The 17,856-nt window shown below is 69.9% G+C and carries 13 protein-coding genes; 11 read left to right on the top strand and 2 right to left on the bottom strand.

The features are described from left to right. Positions 1–273: 273 nt before the first annotated feature. The 3 genes from ACG83_RS01470 to ACG83_RS01480 all read left to right on the top strand — a co-directional run bounded on the left by ACG83_RS01470 (position 274) and on the right by ACG83_RS01480 (position 3,545). Positions 274–1,548 carry an ABC transporter substrate-binding protein gene (locus ACG83_RS01470; RefSeq protein ID WP_200931257.1) on the top strand — a complete coding sequence of 425 codons (1,275 nt, stop codon included), beginning with the start codon at positions 274–276 and terminating at the stop codon, positions 1,546–1,548. Positions 1,549–1,677: 129 nt separating this feature from the next. Further along, a complete protein-coding gene (locus ACG83_RS01475; protein ID WP_054564348.1) occupies positions 1,678–2,685 on the top strand; it encodes a carbohydrate ABC transporter permease in 1,008 nt (335 codons plus the stop codon). Continuing rightward, a complete protein-coding gene (locus ACG83_RS01480; protein WP_054564349.1) occupies positions 2,682–3,545 on the top strand; it encodes a carbohydrate ABC transporter permease in 864 nt (287 codons plus the stop codon). Before ACG83_RS01475 ends, ACG83_RS01480 begins: the two co-directional genes overlap by 4 nt. Positions 3,546–3,581: 36 nt before the next feature. Here ACG83_RS01480 and ACG83_RS01485 read toward each other — a convergent pair whose 3' ends face one another. Further along, positions 3,582–4,772, bottom strand: a complete 1,191-nt coding sequence (locus ACG83_RS01485; protein WP_054564350.1) for an RNA-guided endonuclease TnpB family protein — start codon at positions 4,770–4,772, stop codon at positions 3,582–3,584. 96 nt (positions 4,773–4,868) lie between these two features. Between ACG83_RS01485 and ACG83_RS01490 the strand changes: the two genes are divergently transcribed. From ACG83_RS01490 to recQ, 6 genes are all read left to right on the top strand, one after another. Further along, positions 4,869–6,353, top strand: a complete 1,485-nt coding sequence (locus ACG83_RS01490) for a GH1 family beta-glucosidase (protein ID WP_083472961.1) — start codon at positions 4,869–4,871, stop codon at positions 6,351–6,353. Between the two features lie 65 nt (positions 6,354–6,418). Further along, positions 6,419–7,438, top strand: coding sequence for a LacI family DNA-binding transcriptional regulator (locus ACG83_RS01495; RefSeq protein ID WP_369812862.1), 1,020 nt, complete (start codon positions 6,419–6,421; stop codon positions 7,436–7,438). Between the two features lie 258 nt (positions 7,439–7,696). After that, positions 7,697–8,119 carry an MFS transporter gene (locus tag ACG83_RS01500; RefSeq protein WP_054564352.1) on the top strand — a complete coding sequence of 141 codons (423 nt, stop codon included), beginning with the start codon at positions 7,697–7,699 and terminating at the stop codon, positions 8,117–8,119. A gap of 512 nt (positions 8,120–8,631) precedes the next feature. Beyond that, positions 8,632–8,877, top strand: coding sequence for a hypothetical protein (locus ACG83_RS01505; protein ID WP_054564353.1), 246 nt, complete (start codon positions 8,632–8,634; stop codon positions 8,875–8,877). A gap of 235 nt (positions 8,878–9,112) precedes the next feature. Beyond that, positions 9,113–10,843 carry an APC family permease gene (locus ACG83_RS01510; RefSeq protein WP_054564354.1) on the top strand — a complete coding sequence of 577 codons (1,731 nt, stop codon included), beginning with the start codon at positions 9,113–9,115 and terminating at the stop codon, positions 10,841–10,843. Positions 10,844–10,964: 121 nt separating this feature from the next. Continuing rightward, on the top strand, positions 10,965–12,887 hold the full coding sequence (gene recQ, locus ACG83_RS01515) for a DNA helicase RecQ (RefSeq protein ID WP_235497511.1): 1,923 nt from the start codon (positions 10,965–10,967) through the stop codon (positions 12,885–12,887). A 29-nt stretch (positions 12,888–12,916) separates the two neighbouring features. Here recQ and ACG83_RS01520 read toward each other — a convergent pair whose 3' ends face one another. Further along, positions 12,917–15,604 (bottom strand): BTAD domain-containing putative transcriptional regulator, encoded by a 2,688-nt coding sequence (locus tag ACG83_RS01520; RefSeq protein WP_054564355.1) that lies wholly within the window; start codon positions 15,602–15,604, stop codon positions 12,917–12,919. Between the two features lie 425 nt (positions 15,605–16,029). Between ACG83_RS01520 and ACG83_RS01525 the strand changes: the two genes are divergently transcribed. Together ACG83_RS01525 and ACG83_RS43770 are read left to right on the top strand one after the other, a co-directional pair. Beyond that, positions 16,030–16,470 carry a hypothetical protein gene (locus tag ACG83_RS01525; RefSeq protein ID WP_054564356.1) on the top strand — a complete coding sequence of 147 codons (441 nt, stop codon included), beginning with the start codon at positions 16,030–16,032 and terminating at the stop codon, positions 16,468–16,470. Between the two features lie 874 nt (positions 16,471–17,344). After that, complete coding sequence (locus tag ACG83_RS43770; protein WP_152991223.1) at positions 17,345–17,590, top strand: hypothetical protein; 246 nt, start codon at positions 17,345–17,347, stop codon at positions 17,588–17,590. The last annotated feature ends 266 nt before the right edge of the window (positions 17,591–17,856 follow it).

Raw genomic sequence — 17,856 nt, forward strand, 5'->3', positions numbered from 1 at the left:
CGACCGGCCGTGGTGGACGTTCGGAGAGGGAGGTTCCGACGCCCTTGTCGACGCACCGAGGCCCCAGATTCGCACGAGCGGCCTGGCCCGTCCAGAGCTTCGGCGGCACTCGGCGCCAACTCCTTCAGGTAGTCACACCGACACAGAAAGTTTTATGTACATCCACCAGTGACCAATACTTGACAGCGACGTAACCGGGGCCCACAGTTTCGAAGCCATGAGAGCGCTCACACGCGATCAGTGCGGTGAGTGTGAAGCCAGAGGGAGGGCTTCATGAGGGCACGGCAGGGCCGCCTTATGGCCATGGCCGGGACGGCCGTCCTGGCCATGGTCTTATCCACCACCAGCGCCTGCGGAGGCGACGACGGAGGGAAGACCAAGCTCACCATCAACACGTTCGGCGTCTTCGGGTACACGGACCTGTACAAGGAGTTCGAGGCCAGCCACCCCGACGTCGAGATCGTCGAGACCGTCAGCGAGTACAACGACCATCACAACAACCTGGTGAACCACCTGGCGGCCGGCTCCGGCGCCGCCGACGTCGAGGCGGTCGACGAGGGGTTCATCGCGCAGCTGAAGGCGACGCCGGAGCAGTTCGTCAACCTGAACGACCTGGGCGCGAGTGATCGGGAGGCCGACTACCCCGCGTTCAAGTGGTCGGCGTCGCTGTCCGCGGACGGCAAGACCCAGATCGGTCTCGGCACCGACGTCGGTGGGCTCGCGATGTGCTATCGCACCGACCTGCTCGAGGCCGCCGGCCTGCCCAGCGACCCGGCGGCGGTCAGCGCGCTCTGGCCGACCTGGGACGCCTACTTCAAGACCGGCCGTGACTTCGCGGCGAAGAACACCGGGGTGAAGTTCTTCGACGCCGGCACCAACATCTACAACGCGCAGATCTTCCAGCTCGACGAGAGCTACTACGCCACCGGGACATCCGATGTGATCGTCGGGTCGAACCCCAAGGTCAAGACCGCTTTCGACGCGACCGCGAAGGCCATCTCGGACGGTCTGTCCGCGGGGCTGGTCGCCTTCGAGGACGAGTGGGTCACGGCGATGAAGGAAGGCACCTTCGCGACGATCACCTGCCCGGCCTGGATGCAGGGCTACATCAAGGAGAACGCGCCGGAGACGGCCGGGAAGTGGAACATCGCCTCGATTCCCGGGGGTAGCGGCAACTGGGGCGGCTCCTGGCTGACGATTCCGGCGCAGAGCGACCACAAGGACCTGGCCTACGAGCTGGTCTCCTTCCTGACCGCGCCGGAGCAGCAGACCCGGATCTTCAAGGAGACGGGCAACTTCCCGTCCAGCGTCACCTCGATCAAGGACTCGGCGGTGCAGTCCTTCACCAACCCGTTCTTCGATGACGCGCCCACCGGGAAGATCTTCGGCGAGTCCGCGATCAGCCTGGAGCCGCAGTACCAGGGTTCGAAGCACGGGGCCATCCGGCAGGCGATGGAACACGGAATCCAGCGCATCGAGCAGGAGAACCAGGCCGCCGACAAGGCCTTCTCCGAGTCGGTCGAAGAGGCGGAACGCGCCGCCCGCTGAGGCCTGAGACCCGAACAACACCGCGGCACCACCCGAACAGCACCGTTCCGAACGGCACCGTCCCAGCCGGTGTCGTTCGGGACGGCGAACAGCCCGTGGGCCCTGTCAGCGGAAAGGAGGGAGCTGCCGATGACGATCGCGACCCCCGCGCACCCGACGGAGAGCGCGGCCGAATCCGCGCCAGCCGCGCGGGAGGCGCCCCAGCGGCAACCCAGGCCGCACAGCACGTTCCGGCGCGTCGGGCGCGCGACGGTCCCCTACTGGCTCATCGCCCCGTTCTTCGTCATCTTCACGGCCTTCGGGCTTTTCCCGATGGTCTACACCGCCTGGATCTCGCTCACCGACCGGGACATGCTCCGCCCCGGTGCCGCGAAGTTCATCGGCCTGGGGAACTACGCCGACCTGTTCTCGGACGAGTTCTTCTGGAACGCGGTCGGCAACACCTTCCTGCTGATGGCGATGTCGTCGGTTCCCCAGCTGGCGTTCGCGCTGATCCTCGCGCACATCCTGAACACCCGGCTGCGGGCGCGCACGCTGTTCCGGATGGGCGTCCTGCTGCCGAACATCACCTCGATCGTCGCGGTGACCATCGTGTTCAGCCAGATCTTCGGCCGCCAGTTCGGCCTCATCAGCTGGCTGCTGGACACGGTCGGCCTGGACCCGATCAACTGGCAGGCCGGCGAGTGGACATCCAAGATCGCCATTGCGTCGATGGTCATCTGGCGATGGACCGGCTACAACGCGCTGATCTACCTCGGCGCGATGCAGGCGATCCCCAAGGAGCATTTCGAGGCCGCCGCCATGGACGGTGCCAGCACCTGGCGCCAGCTGTGGCACATCACCCTGCCGGCGCTGCGCCCGACCATCGCCTTCACCGCGCTCATCTCCGTGATCGGGCAGATACAGCTGTTCACCGAGCCGCTGTTGTTCGACAACTCGCCGGGCAGCGTCTCCGGCGGCAACAGCCACCAGTTCCAGACGCTGGCGCTGCTGCTCTACGAGGAGAGCTTCCGGCTGCACAACTTCGGTTACGGCTCCGCCATCGCCTGGGTGATGTTCCTGGTGACCATGGCACTGGCCGCGGGCGCCTACTTCGTGACCCGTGGCACATCCCGACTGACAGGGGGATCCCGGTGACCGGCTTCACCCGCGGCTCCACCCGCCGTTCCACCCGCGGCTCCGGCGAGGGTTCCGGCCCGCTGCGCTATCCGCTCCTGTTCGCGGTCGTCATCATCTCCGCGTTCCCGGTGTACTGGACCTTCATGATCCCGTCCCGGACCAACGACGTGGTCGGCCAGCTGCCACCGCCGTTCCTGCCCGGCGGGCACTTCTTCGAAAACGCCGCCCGGGTCTTCGACACGGTCAACTTCGGCAAGGCTCTGATGAACTCGGTCATCGTCGCCGGGTCCATCACCCTGAGCACTCTTCTGTTCTGTTCGCTGGCGGGTTTCGCGTTTGCCAAGCTGAACTTCCGCGGCCGAAACGCTCTGCTGCTCGTGGTGGTCTCCACCATGATGGTGCCGGTCCAGCTCGGCATCATCCCGCTCTATATCGAGATGCAGGAGCTGGGCTGGGGGAACCGGCTGATCTCCGTCGTGCTGCCCACCGCGGTGACCGCTTTCGGGGTCGTCTTCATGCGGCAGAGCGTCATCCAGGCGGTGCCGGACGAACTGCTGGAAGCCGGCCGCATGGACGGCTGCGGAACGCTGCGGCTCTACTGGCATGTGGCGCTGCCCGCGCTGCGCCCGGCGATGGCCGTCCTCGGCCTGCTCACGTTCATGCAGGCGTGGAACGACTTCATGTGGCCGCTGATCGTGCTCAACGCCGAGAACCCGACGGTGCAGGTCGCGCTGAGCACGCTGGCGTCCGGCCACTACCGGGACAACACTCTGGTCCTGGCCGGCACCGCCCTCGGCACGATTCCCGTTCTGGTCATATTCGCCCTGTTCGGCCGCCAGATCATCGGCGGAATCATGGAAGGCGCGGTGAAAGGTTGACGTCCTCCCCCGCCTGAAGGCGGGGGATTCCAACTCCTACACACCCACCAGGGAAGGGGGTGCGAGTTGTTGAGGTTCGCGGTTCACGGGCACGCCCAACGGCGTGCCTCCCCGCGCAGCCACCGCGCGTCCCGCGGCGATATTCACTGCTGCGTTCACATCAGCGTTCGCCGTATGCCCGCAGGCGACACAGCGGAACCGCGCTTGGCTCTCACGCGATTCCGCCGCCACATGCCCGCAGGCCGAGCAACGCTGACTGGTATAAGCGGCCGGAACGCGTTCGACTCGGCCGGGGGCTTTCTGTTCCAGACGCTGCACGAGCAGGCCCCAGCCGTTGGCAAGGATGCCTCGGTTCAACCCGGCTTTCTGTCGCACGTTCCGGCCAGGCTGGTCGACCGAGCCCCGGGCCGACCGGGTCATGTTCCCGATCCGCAGGTCCTCGACGCGGATCAGGTCGAAGCGTCGGGCGAGATCGGTGGAGGTTTCCTCGGCCCAGTTTTTCCGTCGGTCGGTTTCCCGGGCTTTCAGCCGGGCTATCCTGGCCTTGAGACGGCGGCGCCGGTTCGAGCCCCGTTTCGCCTTGGCGAGGCGGCGTTGCAGCCGCGCCAGCCGCGCGGCCTCTGCTGGCCGCAGCCCGGGGCAGGACAGCAGCTCACCGGTACTGAGCGCCGCGGACACCGTTACGCCCCGGTCGACCCCGACCGCCTCACCAGTGCCCGGCGCCGGGATCGACTCCGGGACCACAGTGAACGCGACATGCCAGCGGCCAGCCCGGTCACGGGTGATCCGGTACGACTTGAAGTCGGGAACAGGCCGGGACAGCCGAAACTTCACCCAGCCGACTTTCGGTATCCAGCATCGGGACCAGCGCCGGTTCAGCTTTTCGACCCGGGCGTTCTTCCCCACGATCTGGAAACCTTCGGACTGGCCGCGTTTCCGAAAGGTCGGCCGCTGATGGGAGCCACCGAAAAAGTTCCGCAGAGCTTGATCGTAGTCCCGCAGGGCCTGCTGTTGGACGGTTTGCGATCCGGCGCGGAGCCAGTCGAACGCGGCGCGCGCGTCGGTCAATTGCCGGCACCGTTCCAGATGGGATGGCGCCTTACCCCGGTAGCGGGTCCACCACGACTGCTGTTCCACGCACAGATTCCACACGACCCGTGCATGCCCGCAGTGCTCTTCGAGTCCGGCGACCTGTTCGGGTGCCGGAACAAGCCGATAGCGGGACATGATCCTATTCTACAGAAGGGATTCGCTCATGCGTTCCAGCGTGGGGCACCGTTTCCTCTCCGGCCTGAGGGCCGGAGTATCCACGGCGCAAATCCGATGACCCACACCCCTGTTCGGACGGCAGACCCGGCGACGGCGAACCAACTGGCGACCGCAGACCAGCTGGCGACGCGGATCGCCGCCGGCCTGCCGGCGGATTTCGTCTGGGGCGCCGCCACGGCCTCCTACCAGATCGAGGGCGCCTACGACGTGGACGGGCGGGGGCCGTCGATCTGGGACGTCTTCGCCCGCACCCCCGGCAAGGTCCAGGGCGGCGAGAACGGGGACGTCGCCACCGACCACTTCCACCGGTATCCCGAGGATGTCGCGCTGATGGCCCGGCTGGGCCTGAGCGCCTACCGGTTCTCCGTCGCGTGGCCGCGGGTCGTCCCGACCGGTTCGGGCCCGGTCAACCCGCGTGGGCTGGCCTTCTACGACCGGCTCGTCGACGAGCTGCTCGGTGCCGGCATCGACCCATGGGTGACGCTCTACCACTGGGATCTGCCGCAGCCGTTGCAGGACGCCGGCGGCTGGCCGAACCGGGACACGGCCCTGCGCTTCGTCGACTACGCCGAGCATGTCGTCGGCGCGCTCGGGGACCGGGTCCGGCACTGGTCGACGCTCAACGAGCCGTGGTGCTCGGCGTTCGAGGGCCATCTGACCGGCCGGCACGCGCCCGGCGTCCAGGACGCCACCGCCGCCGTCCGCTCGGTGCACCATCTGCTGCTCGCCCACGGGCTGGGTGCGGCCGTGGTGCGCGAGCGCGGTGCCGGTGACGTCGGCGTGACCCTCAACCTGATCCCGGCCGAGCCGCCGCCCGGCCTCGAGGACATCCCCGGCGCGGACGACCCCGTCCGGCTGGTGGACGGGCAGCAGATCCGCCTCTGGCTCGACCCGATCCTGCACGGCACCTACCCCACCGACGTGATCGAGGACTTCGCCCGCGACGGCGCGGAGCTGCCCATCCAGGACGGCGACCTGGACCGCATCTCCACGCCGGTGGACTGGATCGGCGTCAACTACTACGCGCCGCACATCGTGACGCCGGGACCGGATCCGTCGCCGAAGCCGACACCGTTCGCCGGTGCCGACAACGTGACCAGGGTCGTCACCACGGACGACGTGACCGAGCTGGGCTGGCCGGTCCGTCCGGGCAGCTTCCTGGCGCTGCTGCACCGGCTCGGCGGGGACTATCCCGGGGTTCCGTTCTACATCCACGAGAACGGCGCCGCGTACGCCGACACCGTGGCGGCGGACGGCACCGTGCACGACCCGGAACGCCTGCGGTACATCGCGAGTCATCTCGATGTGGTCCGGCAGGCGACCCAGGACGGTGTTGATGTTCGGGGATACTTCGTCTGGTCACTGCTCGACAACTACGAATGGGCGGAGGGGTACCGGATGCGGTTCGGCGTCGTGCACGTCGACTTCGAAACGCTGACCCGTACGCCGAAGTCCAGCGGCCTGTGGTACTCGCGGCTCATCCGGGAGCACCGCGGGATGAACGCTTCCGCCGACGAAAAGACGAACGGGAATCCGTGACGCCTGAACACGCCGCCCCGGACGCGCCCGCCGCCGCCGTACAGCAGCAGCGGCGGGCGCCGACCCTGGAGGCGGTCGCCGAGCTCGCCGGGGTGTCCCGGGCGACGGTGTCGCGGGTGGTGAACGATTCGGAGCGGGTCTCCCCCGAGGCCCGCGACGCCGTCAACGCCGCCATCGCCGAGCTCGGCTACGTGCCCAACCGGGCCGCCCGCAGCCTCGTCACCCGCCGGACGGACACCATCGCGCTGATCATGCATGAACGGTCGGACACCGTCTTCGCCGACCCGTTCTTCGCCAGCATGCTGCGGGGGGTGAACCACGCGCTGACCAGCACCGATCTTCAGCTGGTGCTGATTCAGATCCAGGGCGACCCGCAGCGTGACCGGGCCCTGCGCTACGTCGGCAACGGGCATGTCGACGGGGTGCTGCTGATCTCGCTGCACGGCGACGACGAGCTGGCCACCTCGGTCTCGAAAGCCGGCGTGCCGCTGGTCATGGCCGGCCGGTTGCTGACCGACGACCGGGTCGACTCGGTCGACGCCGACAACGTCGGCGGCGCACGGCTGGCGGTGCGCTACCTGGTCACGGCCGGGCGGCGCCGGATCGCGACCATCGCCGGCCCGCAGGACATGAGCGTCGGTGTCGACCGCCTGCGCGGCTACACCGAGGAGATGCAGGCGGCCGGCCTGCCCGGGGCGGCCGACTGGATCGCGACCGGCGACTTCACCGAGGCCGGTGGCCGGGCCGCCATGGAACGGCTGCTCACCGAGCATCCGACGCTGGACGCCGTGTTCGCGGCCTCCGACCTGATGGCGTTAGGCGCGCTGCAGGCGCTGCGGGCCGCCGGGCGACGGATTCCCACCGACGTCGCCGTGGTCGGCTTCGACGACACCGCCCTCGCGCCGTACGCCGACCCGCCGCTGACGACCATCCGCCAGCCGGTGGAGCGGCTCGGCGAGGAGATGGTGCGCCTGCTGCTGCGGCGCATCAACGACAGCGCCGGGGCCGGTTCCGGTTCCGGGGCCGACGCGGATCCGTCCGCGGTCGTGCTCCCGACAGAACTGGTCATCCGTTCCTCGGCCTGACCTCCGCGGCCTGGCCTTCTCGGCCTGGCCCTGCGACCGCCCCCCGCGCTTCGTCGCGAAGAGTAACGAAACGCACGTCACCGTTCCGGAGAGCAGAACAACCGAAACGCCACCTCAGTCGCGTGATTGCATGGTCAGCGGCATTCCGTACCGCGCAGGAGGTGGATCGGTTCCCACGGTTCGGTCTGACGGCGCCTGACCGCTGACCACGGGGAGTCACCCACCGCACATCCAGCTGTTCGTGCTGAAGGGTTCCCTGTGGTGCAGAGCTCGGTCTCGGGCCGTGTCCTGATCGTCCTCGGCGCGCTGTCGGCGTTCGGCCCGCTGGCCACGGACCTGTATCTGCCGGCGCTGCCCGAGCTCGCCGACGACCTCGGCGCGACCGACTCGGCGGCCCAGCTCACGGTGACGGCCTGCCTGGTGGGGCTGGCCCTCGGCCAGCTCGTCGTGGGACCGGTCAGCGACCGGTTCGGACGGCGCCAGCCCCTGATCATCGGCGTGGGAGCCTTCGCCGTGATGTCCGCGCTGTGCGCGCTGGCACCGGGAATGGGCACGCTGACCGGCTTTCGGCTGCTCCAGGGCTTCGCCGGCGGCGCCGGCGTCGTGATCGCTCGTCGTGCGGCGTCTGCCGAGGCAGTACGACTTCCGAAGTCCCTCAGCCCGCGGAAAGGACATCGATGAGATGGGCGAACGCCCTGTGGCCGTGACCAGCCGAGCCCCGTACTGCGGTTGCACTGCAACCCGGGCACACGGCCATGGACGTGGGTGGACATCACCGAGCCTGCTGCCTGCACAGATGGACGTCGGTGGACGCCCGTAAACAGTGCGCCGAGGCTACGGCTCAATAGGTTGAGCCGCGCCCTTGCGCATGTCGAGGACCATCGGCAGCTGCCAGCGGGGCGGGGTTGGCCCGGCCACTCCTGGCGGATGCCCTTCCCCCGCTGGGCGCCAAATGATCTGGCAGACACCGCCCGCGTCAAGGGCACCCGTTGGGCGGTTCTTCGGACTGGCCGCGCCACCCTTGCCTGAAAGCGAAAATCGCAGGTCAGACGGCTCGCCGACCGAATAGGTGCAGGTCGGAGGACCAGGTCGTGGCACGAAGCGGATGAAGGCGACACCGACCCGACGAGGCCGGCCGGACAACACGGCGCCTGGGGGCATAGTCAGGGCAAGCCGAGTGTGAGGAGGCAGCGATGACCGTCAGGGTCACTCCGGAGGAGGCCGTCATTCTGCGGGCGGTGGCCGCGCGCCGAGTGGTGTACCGCTGGCGGCGCGGGCCCTACTCGGATCGCTACACCCTCGGTGAGGAGAATGTCACGGTGGCCGCCCGGCCGCTGGCCCGCCGCGGGCTGATCTGGCACCCGCCCGGCAGCAGCCGCCCCGAGCTCTCCCCCGCGGCCGCGGCCTGGCTGGACGCCCATCCGGAACCAGCGTCCTGACAGCGCTCCGGAGCCGTCCCCCGCACTCGCTGTGACCGTTCGTCGGAGCTGGCGTGCCTGCGGAGGGGGCACGGCCGGACCCCTGAACGAGCCAGGCTCGGCGGGCGCGCCGCCGGGATCCGGCTGACACTGGCGGTCCGGGCCGCTCGGCGGGCAGCCGTAAGAGGCCCGGGCCAGACCGCACGGTCTGAGCCAGGCCGGGCTGATTCGGCGACGTCGTCGGGCGGGAGGACGGGTGTCCATTCACGAGAGCCGTCCGACCAGCCCGCGTGGCCGGGCCAGTGCACCCGGCACGCCAGCCGGCGGCACCGTGCCGACCAACACCGCATCCGGCAGCACGGGACCGTCCGCGCTGCGCCCGCACATGGGTCTGAGCGCGCTGACCTTCGTCTCGCTCGGATCGATCATCGGCTCCGGCTGGCTGCTCGGCGCGCTCACGGCCGCCCAGGCCGCCGGCCCCGCGGCGATCGTCGCGTGGATGATGGCCGGCGTCCTGGTGATGATCCTGGCGCTGGTGCACGCGGAGCTGGGGGCGACCTACCCGGTGGCCGGCGGCAGCGCCCGTTACACCCATCTCGCCCTCGGCCCGCTCGCCGGGTTCACCGCCGGCTGGCTGGCCTGGATCCAGGCGGTGGCGCTCGCTCCGATCGAGGTCGAGGCCGCCCTGTCGTACCTGAACAACGAGTTTCCCGGCCTGATCAGGCAGGACGGCACCCTTACCGGAACCGGGCTCGCGATCGGCGCCGCATCCATGCTGGTGTTCACCACGATCAACGTCCTGGGGGTGCGACGCCTCGCCGCGACGAACGCGGTCACCGTGGTCTGGAAGTTCCTGGTTCCGCTGCTCACCGTGGTGACCCTGTGCGTGGTCTCGTTCCAGCCGGGAAACTTCCACGCCGGCGGGGGCTTCGCGCCGTTCGGGGCGCACGGGATCTTCGCGGCGCTGCCCGCCGGTGTCGTGTTCGCGTTGCAGGGCTTCGAGCAGGCCGTGCAGATGGGCGGCGAGGCCCGCAACCCCGCCCGGGACATCCCGCGGGCCATCATCATCGCTACCCTGCTCGGCACCGGCCTGTACCTGGCACTGCAGATCGCGTTCCTCGGGGCGCTCGACCCGGCGCAGCTCCTCCACGGCTGGTCCCATCCGGTCGGTTCCGGGGACTACGGGCCGTACGCGACCCTCGCGCAGGGGCTCACCCTGACCTGGCTGGCCGCGCTCCTCTACATCGACGCGGTGGTCTCCCCGGGCGGCACGGCGCTCATCTACGTCGGCACGTCGTCCCGGCTGGCCTATTCGCTCGGCGAGACCGGCTCACTGCCCAGCGCCCTGCGCCGGCTGAACCGCCACGGGACGCCCGTCGTCGCCATCGCGATCGCCTGTGTCGTGGGCCTGTTGATGTTCCTGCCGTTCCCGAGCTGGCAGCAGCTGGTCAGGCTGATCAGTTCGGCCACGTTCGTCATGTACGGATTCGTGCCCATCGCGCTGATCGTGCTACGCCGGACCGACCCGGACCGGCCGCGGCCGTACCGGCTGCCGGCCGCGAACGTGCTGGCCCGTGCGGCGTTCGTCGCCTCCAACATGATCGTCTACTGGTCGGGGTGGGAGAACGACCGGAAGCTCGCGGCGGCGATCGTCGTCGGTTTCGTGGTCTTCGCCCTGTACCGCGCGACCCAGCCGGCCGACCGGTGGCCCGCGCTGGAGTGGCGGGCCGCGCTGTGGATCGCGCCCTGGCTCGGCGGAGTGGTCCTGATCTCCTGGCTCGGTCAGTTCGGCGGCCGGGGCGTGATCCCGTTCTGGGTCGACCTGGTGGTGCTCTCGGTCTTCTGCCTGGGCGTCTTCGAGCTGGCCGTACGAGGTGCGCCGCCGGCCGCCCGCACCCGCCACCTCATCGACGCGGTCTGCCCGCCGCGGCGCGCCAGCGCGGATCCCGTGCCGGACGGAACCGTGCCCGGCGCGCGCATCCCCTGACTGCCCCGCCTGACCTGCTGGGCCGACCGGTGCGGCGACCAGGGCGACCAGACCGTTTCACGTTGTCCACAGACGCCCCGCCCGTCATCGCCGCCGCGGGCGCCCCTTCTACAGTGGCCCGGTGACCCTGCCATCCGTTCGGACCCCGCGTGACGCCACCGATGTGCTGCGCCGGGTCTTCGGCTACGAGTCCTTCCGCGACGGTCAGCGCCAGATCATCGAGCATGTCGTCGGCGGTGGTGACGCGCTGGTGCTGATGCCGACGGGGGGCGGCAAGTCACTGTGCTACCAGATTCCGGCGCTGGTGCGCCCGGGCACCGGCGTGGTCGTCTCACCGCTGATCGCACTCATGCAGGACCAGGTGGACGCGTTGCGCGCGCTGGGCGTCCAGGCGGGCTTCCTCAACTCCACCCAGGACGACGCCGCACGCCGCGAGGTGGAGGCCGCGTTCGTCGCCGGGGAGCTCGACCTGCTCTACCTGGCCCCCGAGCGGCTACGGCTGCGTTCCACCGCGGAGCTGCTCGACCGGGGCGAGATCGCGTTGTTCGCGATCGACGAGGCGCACTGCGTCGCGCAGTGGGGGCACGACTTCCGTCCCGACTACCTGCTGCTGTCCGAGCTGCGCCAGCACTGGCCCGAGGTGCCGCGCATCGCGCTGACCGCCACCGCCACGCCGGCGACTCACAAGGAGATCACCACCCGGCTCGGGCTGGAGAACGCCCAGCACTTCGTCGCGGACTTCGACCGCCCCAACATCCAGTACCGCATGGTGGCGAAGCGGGAGCCGAAGGCGCAGCTGCTGGAGTTCCTGCGCACCGAGCACGCGGCGGACGCGGGCATCGTCTACTGCCTGTCCCGCTCCTCGGTCGAGAAGACGGCGGACTATCTGGTCGCCAACGGCATCACGGCACTGCCCTACCACGCCGGTCTCGACGCGCGGATCCGTGCCGAGCACCAGGCCCGGTTCCTGCGCGAGGACGGCCTGGTGATGGTCGCGACCATCGCCTTCGGGATGGGAATCGACAAGCCGGACGTGCGGTTCGTCGCCCATCTCGACCTGCCCAAGTCGATCGAGGGCTACTACCAGGAGACCGGCCGCGCGGGTCGGGACGGTCAGCGCGCCACCGCGTGGCTCGCCTACGGCCTGCAGGACGTCGTCCAGCTCCGGCGGCTCATCGAGTCCTCGGAGGGTGACGCCGCGCACCGCCGACGCCTCAGCCACCACCTCGACGCGATGCTCGCGCTGTGCGAGACGGTCGAATGCCGCCGCATCGGGCTGCTGTCGTACTTCGGGCAGCAGCTGTCGGCCCCGTGCGGAAACTGTGACACCTGCCTGCACCCGCAGCAGTCCTGGGACGCGACCGTGCCCGCGCAGAAGCTGCTCTCGGCGGTACTGCGGCTGCAGCGGGAACGCCGGCAGAAGTTCGGCGCCGGCCACCTCATCGACATCCTGCTGGGCCGGCGTACCCCCAAGGTCAGCCAGCACAGTCACGACACACTCACCGTGTTCGGTATCGGCACCGAACTCAGCGAGGCCGCCTGGCGCGGAGTCGTCCGCCAGCTGTTGGCGCAGGGGCTGCTGGCGGTGGAGGGCGAGCACGGCACGCTGCTGCTCACCGACACGAGCGCGGAGGTCCTGCGCAAGGAGCGGGTCGTGTCGATGCGGCGCGAACCCGAGCGTGCGCCCCGTACGGCCGGCGGAGGCGGCGCGGCGCCCAAGGCCCGTCGCGCCGAGCCGGTCGAGCTTTCCGCGCAGGCGCAGCCGGTGTTCGAACGGCTGCGGTCCTGGCGGGGGGCGACCGCCAAGGAAGTGGGCATCCCCGCCTACATGATCTTCCATGACGCCACCCTGCGCGAGATCGCCACCCGAACACCGACGTCGCTCCCGGAGCTCGCGGCCATCAGCGGTGTCGGCGAGAACAAGCTCGCCAAGTTCGGGCAGCAGATCCTCGACACCCTCACCGAGGCCGAGAAGCCCAGCGGGACGGACCCTGCCGAACCGGAACCGACCGAACCGGAGGTGACCGAGCCGGAGCCGGCCTGACCTCGCCGCCGGGCGCGGCTCAGATCAACTCAGATCGGCTCGTGTCGGCGGATCTTCTCCTGCAGGCGGATCGTCGCCGGGCCCGGGGCCACCCGCAGTTCGCGGGCCAGCACCTCGGCGCAGGTACGGAACTGCAGCAGCGCCAGATGGGGCTGGCCCTGCCGGCTGTGGCAGCGCATCAGGCGGCGGTGCGCGTCCTCCCGGCACGGGTCGCGGTCGAGGATCTGCCGGCACAGCAACGCGCACATCGCGTAACGCCGGGTGCCGAAGTACAGCGAGCTGAGCTGGTCGAGGGCCTCAAGATGGGTCAGGCGGAACTGCTCCCGCGGCAGCACCATCCAGTCGTCGGTTCGCGTGCCGGCCAGGAAGTCGCCGCGGTAGAGCGCGACCGCCGCCTCCCACTCGGCCACCGCGTCGTCGTGGCGTCCCAGGTCGGTGAGCCGCCGTCCCGCCCGCACATGATGTTCGAACACGTCCGCGTCGACGGAGACCGCCACGTCGGGGGCAAGGCGGTAGATGCCGCGTTCGAACACCACGACCGGGCCTCGGGTCGTCTCCCGCAGCACCCGGCGCAGGCCGGAGACCGCGACCTGGAGGCTGTTACGCGCCGCGGCGGGATCCACGCCCGGCCAGAACGCCTCCATGACGACCTCGCGCACAGGCGTGTCCGCACGGTGCAACACCAGGTAGGCCAGCAGCGCACGCTGCCGTGAGCCCCAGCCCGCCACCGGCCGCCCGTTCACCGCGACCGACAGCGGGCCCAGGACATGGACGACCATCTCCGGCCGGGCGCAGCCGTCCATCGCGGCGTCGGCCGGACGGCGCTGCGTGACGACACTCAGGTCCACCGACAACCCGGTCGCTGTCCGACCGCCCGCACCGGCCGGATCGCCACCTGCCTCGCCAGCCGCGGCGGCACCGGCCGCCGGGCCCGGTTCCTCCGCGAACCTCGGCGCGCTGAACGCCGTGGACAGGTGGGCGCGCAGCAACGCCATGGTCGCCTCCTCCGAACGGGCGAGCTCCGCCGCGGCCGCGGCATGCTCACGCCTGTCCCGGCGGAGGTCGACGACCCGCCGAACCAGCCGGTCCGCCTCGGCCACCATGGGCGATCCGCTGGCCGGTCCCGTCGGCACCGCCTTCACAGCGGCCTGGAAGAAACCCGCCGCGGTCTCCGGATCGCCGCCCAGCACATGGAGCCCGCCCAGATGCCAGGCCGCGGCGGCCTCCACCGTCGCGTCGCCGGACACCCGGGCGAGCGCCTCGGCCTGTTCGGCCCGGCTGGTCGCGCCAGCCAGATCACCGGTGATCGCGGTGAGCCGGCTGGCGGCGAGGAGCCGCCGGGAGGCCGCCTCGGGCGGCCCGTGCTCCCCGCGATGGCCGTGACGACCATGCTGCCCCGACGCTCCGGGCAGCCCGGGCAGCCCGGGTATCCCCTCCTGCCGGCGCGGTGCATCCTGCCGGCGCTGCCCGGCCGTTGCCGTCATGTCGAGCCAGCATCGGGCGAGATCTGTCCGGCCTCGGGAGAACGCGACGTGGGCGGCCGCGTCCAGCAGGACCGGTTCGGCCTCCAGGGCATCGGCGGAAAGCCCGTCCAGCCAACGCCCGAGGGTGCCCCACTGACCACTGGCGATCATGTCGTCAGCCACCTGGCGCAGTGCCCACACCAGGGTCGGTTGATCGTCAAGGCCGGCAAGCAGCGGAATCGCGCGTTCGACGGCACCGCGCCGCAGCAGGCCGAGCGCGATCCCGCGCTCCGTGTCACGGTCCAGGTGGACATCGCCGGCGAGGGCGGCGGCCAGCGGCGCCTGCCAGACGGTCCGGATGCGCGACCAGCCGCCGACGAGTGGCTGGAACCAGGGCCCCTGGATCTTTCCGTACACGCGGTCGTGTTCGTGATCGTGGTCGTCCACCGCCGCATAGCCCACCCGCAGGATCCGGGCCAGGGCGCGGCGCGAGCCCGCGTCAACGCGGGACAGGGCTGTCTGAGCCACCGCTGTCAGTACCTCGGGCAGCGAGGAGGCACGGAAGACGCGGACGATCTCGCTGTCCGTGAGCGACGATCGGGCGAAGGCGAGCACGGCGCGGACGGCGGCGGACCGGCGCAGCAGAGTGGCGGCACGCCACCGCCACCGGCCGAGACCGGCAGGCAGGGCGACCGCGGGATCAGGCGCTTCCAACTGCGCAGCGGTGGGCACCCGGTCGGCTTTCAGCACACCGACGCCCGGCAGCGTCGCGTGCCCGATCACGACCCGCGGCGTCGCCGCCGGCAGTGCCGGGAGGACATGTCTGCAGGCCAGCTCCAGGGACGGACCGTGCGGGTCCACGCGGTCCGCGTTCTCCAGGACCAGCGCCGCGTCCGACGGGAGCTGGTCGGCCAGCGCCGCTCCGAGGGCCTGGTAGAGCCCGTCCCAGCCGAAGATCGACCCCGGCCACGCACCGGACCGTGCCAGCAGCGCGGCGCCGAAGCCGGGTAGCTGGCGCCGCACCGCGGCCACCATCGTCATGAGCAGGGTCGCGGGGTCGCGGTCCTCGACACCGAGGCGCAGCCAGACCGGCCGCCGCCCCACTTCCGTCAGGGCTGTCGCCAAACCCTCGGTAAGCAGGCTTCCCGGTGCGGCCACAAGGACGGTAACTCCGCCGCGTGCCGCCTCCGTGAATACCGAATGCGTGGCCACGGCCTGGCCCGCGACGGGCTCCAGCATCTTGCCCGCAAGCATACGTCCCCCAGCTGCCCATCCCCCGGAAGCGCTGTCGAGCAGCAGGCAACATCTTTATCACCCGCGGATCAGAAATACTCCGTCTTTCCGCCGGCCTGGCGACGAGAGCAACCGTCCAGACGCCTGTGCCGGCCATGGTGCGCCACGGGGATGACCGTTTGTTTCCTGCGGCGACCAGGCTGCCGGGTTCCTGGCGCACCTCGCCATCGGCGACGACGAAGAACTCGCCACCCAGTAGCACGGGTGATTCCAGCTCACTGACCAGCGGTGATCGACCGACGGCACCCCCGACCCGGCCCCTTAACCAGAACGCGCCGAGCCTTAAGCCCGACCAGCAAGATCATTAATCGGGTCCGTTTAGACAGAGTGCATACCCGGCTCGCCCGGCGGCGAGCGACAACACCGACATGAGGGGACACCGAGCGGTGCCACGATCCGGAGAACCACAGGGAAAGATCGAGATCAGCGATGTCGTCCAGATCGCCGATGGCAGTGGAATCAACCCGCCCAGCATCATCGAGCTGGGGGACCCGTTCAAGCTGTGGGTCGAGTTCTCGTTGTTGACCCCCGACCTCCATCTGCTCGAGGATTTCCTCAGCTACGAGGTCCGATACTGGGCGAACGCAGTCGACGCACCGCGCCCGCCGTATGTGATCGCGCCCCGTAAGGAGTCCACGGTCTTCGGGAGGCACGTCTATTCGCAGGCGGAGACCGAGCGGGAGATACCCGCCGGCAGCCTGCCGCCCGGCATCTACCAGATCGGCGCGTTCGTCAAGTTCACCCTGGTCAGCCCGGTCGCCGCCGAGCGTCGATTCCCGCTGGCGGCTGACACCGAGCCGCGCTACCTCCACATCTACGAGCCGTAGCCGACCCGTAGCGACGGTGACCTGCCTGGAGACCACGCGTCCCGGCCGCCGCCGCACCTTGGCGGCCGGGACGCGCCACAGCACGCCCCTGCGCGGCCGGCCTCCCGGCAGCCCCCGCCGGCGCGAACACCGGAACAAGGGACGAAGTGCCGCACGAACGCAGGCGTGAACCCGCGAGGGCCCGATGGCGCGAAATCATGGGCCTAACGGTGAGAACGCCGGGCACCTGCCGGCCCCGGCGATATCCGATATCACCACAGGGCCCGCCTGAATGCGCGTCGATCCTTTACCCACAACCGCCACCGAACACGTCAGCGAGAATGACATGAGATATTCCGGTGAACAGCGCGATCCGACGGGGACCCGGACAGGCAAGATCCCCCTTCAGACCGGGTTTCCCGCAACGGACGACCCGGCAGGAGAACAGCACGCCGAGGGTCCGCAGACGTCCCCCCCGCAGGTCGAAAGCGGCGGGGAGCCGACCGGGGAGGGACAGCGTGAGGAAAGTTTCGTGCTTCGACTCCTGGTCGATGCGGACGGAGTCCGCAGCACCAGCATCCGCGCGGTGCGGGGGCAGACCGAAGCACGCTGGCCGTCCTGGCGGCCCGCTGAGCTGGTTACCTTTGTCGAATCCCAGCTGACAGGTCTCATCCGTCCGCCCAGGAGCGAAGATCGGACGATCGCCGCGGTCGATATCCCCCAGATCGCACCGACCCACCTGGATCTCCTTGCCGAGGTCAGGCCGAGCTCGCCGACGGCTGGATCTCCCTTTGATGTCCGGCTCTTTCTACACGTTGGAGAAAGGCCGTCGCCACACCGGTCAGACCAGCTCGAATTCCGGGCCGTCGCCCGGGTGAGCCCGCTGACCAGATCCATGCCGCATTCTGGTGCGGCGGCGTGTTCCAGCGCCCAGATCAGCGTCGGCCAGGAGATGCCGTCGCCGCTTCGCGCCCGCGGCACCGTGTCCGGAGCCGCGACGTCGATCCACCTGGCGGACTCGGGGCGCCCGGCCGGCCGATACCAGGTTGACGCGGTGGTCACAGTTCATATCCCTGGGGTCCGCCGCCCGGTCGGACTCGCCGGCATCGTCCCGTTGCATTTCGACGTCTTCGAGGGTTGATATAGCGAAGATGGTCAGCCTGCCTGATCCGCACCCGGAGTATCCAGGAGGCCGTCGGACCTGACACCCACACCACCCAACGACGGTGACGGGCGCGGACGCGGTGCCGCGACGTGCGGGCCACGCGGCGGGCCGGACACCTCGGGAGGCGAGATGTCGGATGCGAGGCCGTCGGATGCAGCCACTACCTGGCCGTCTACCGGTTCGCCTGCTCGTTCGCCTGCCCGTTCGTTCGGACCCCACCATCCTGGGCGGCTTTTGCACGT

The sequence above is a fragment of the Frankia sp. R43 genome (assembly GCF_001306465.1).
Classification (GTDB): domain Bacteria; phylum Actinomycetota; class Actinomycetes; order Frankiales; family Frankiaceae; genus Parafrankia; species Parafrankia irregularis.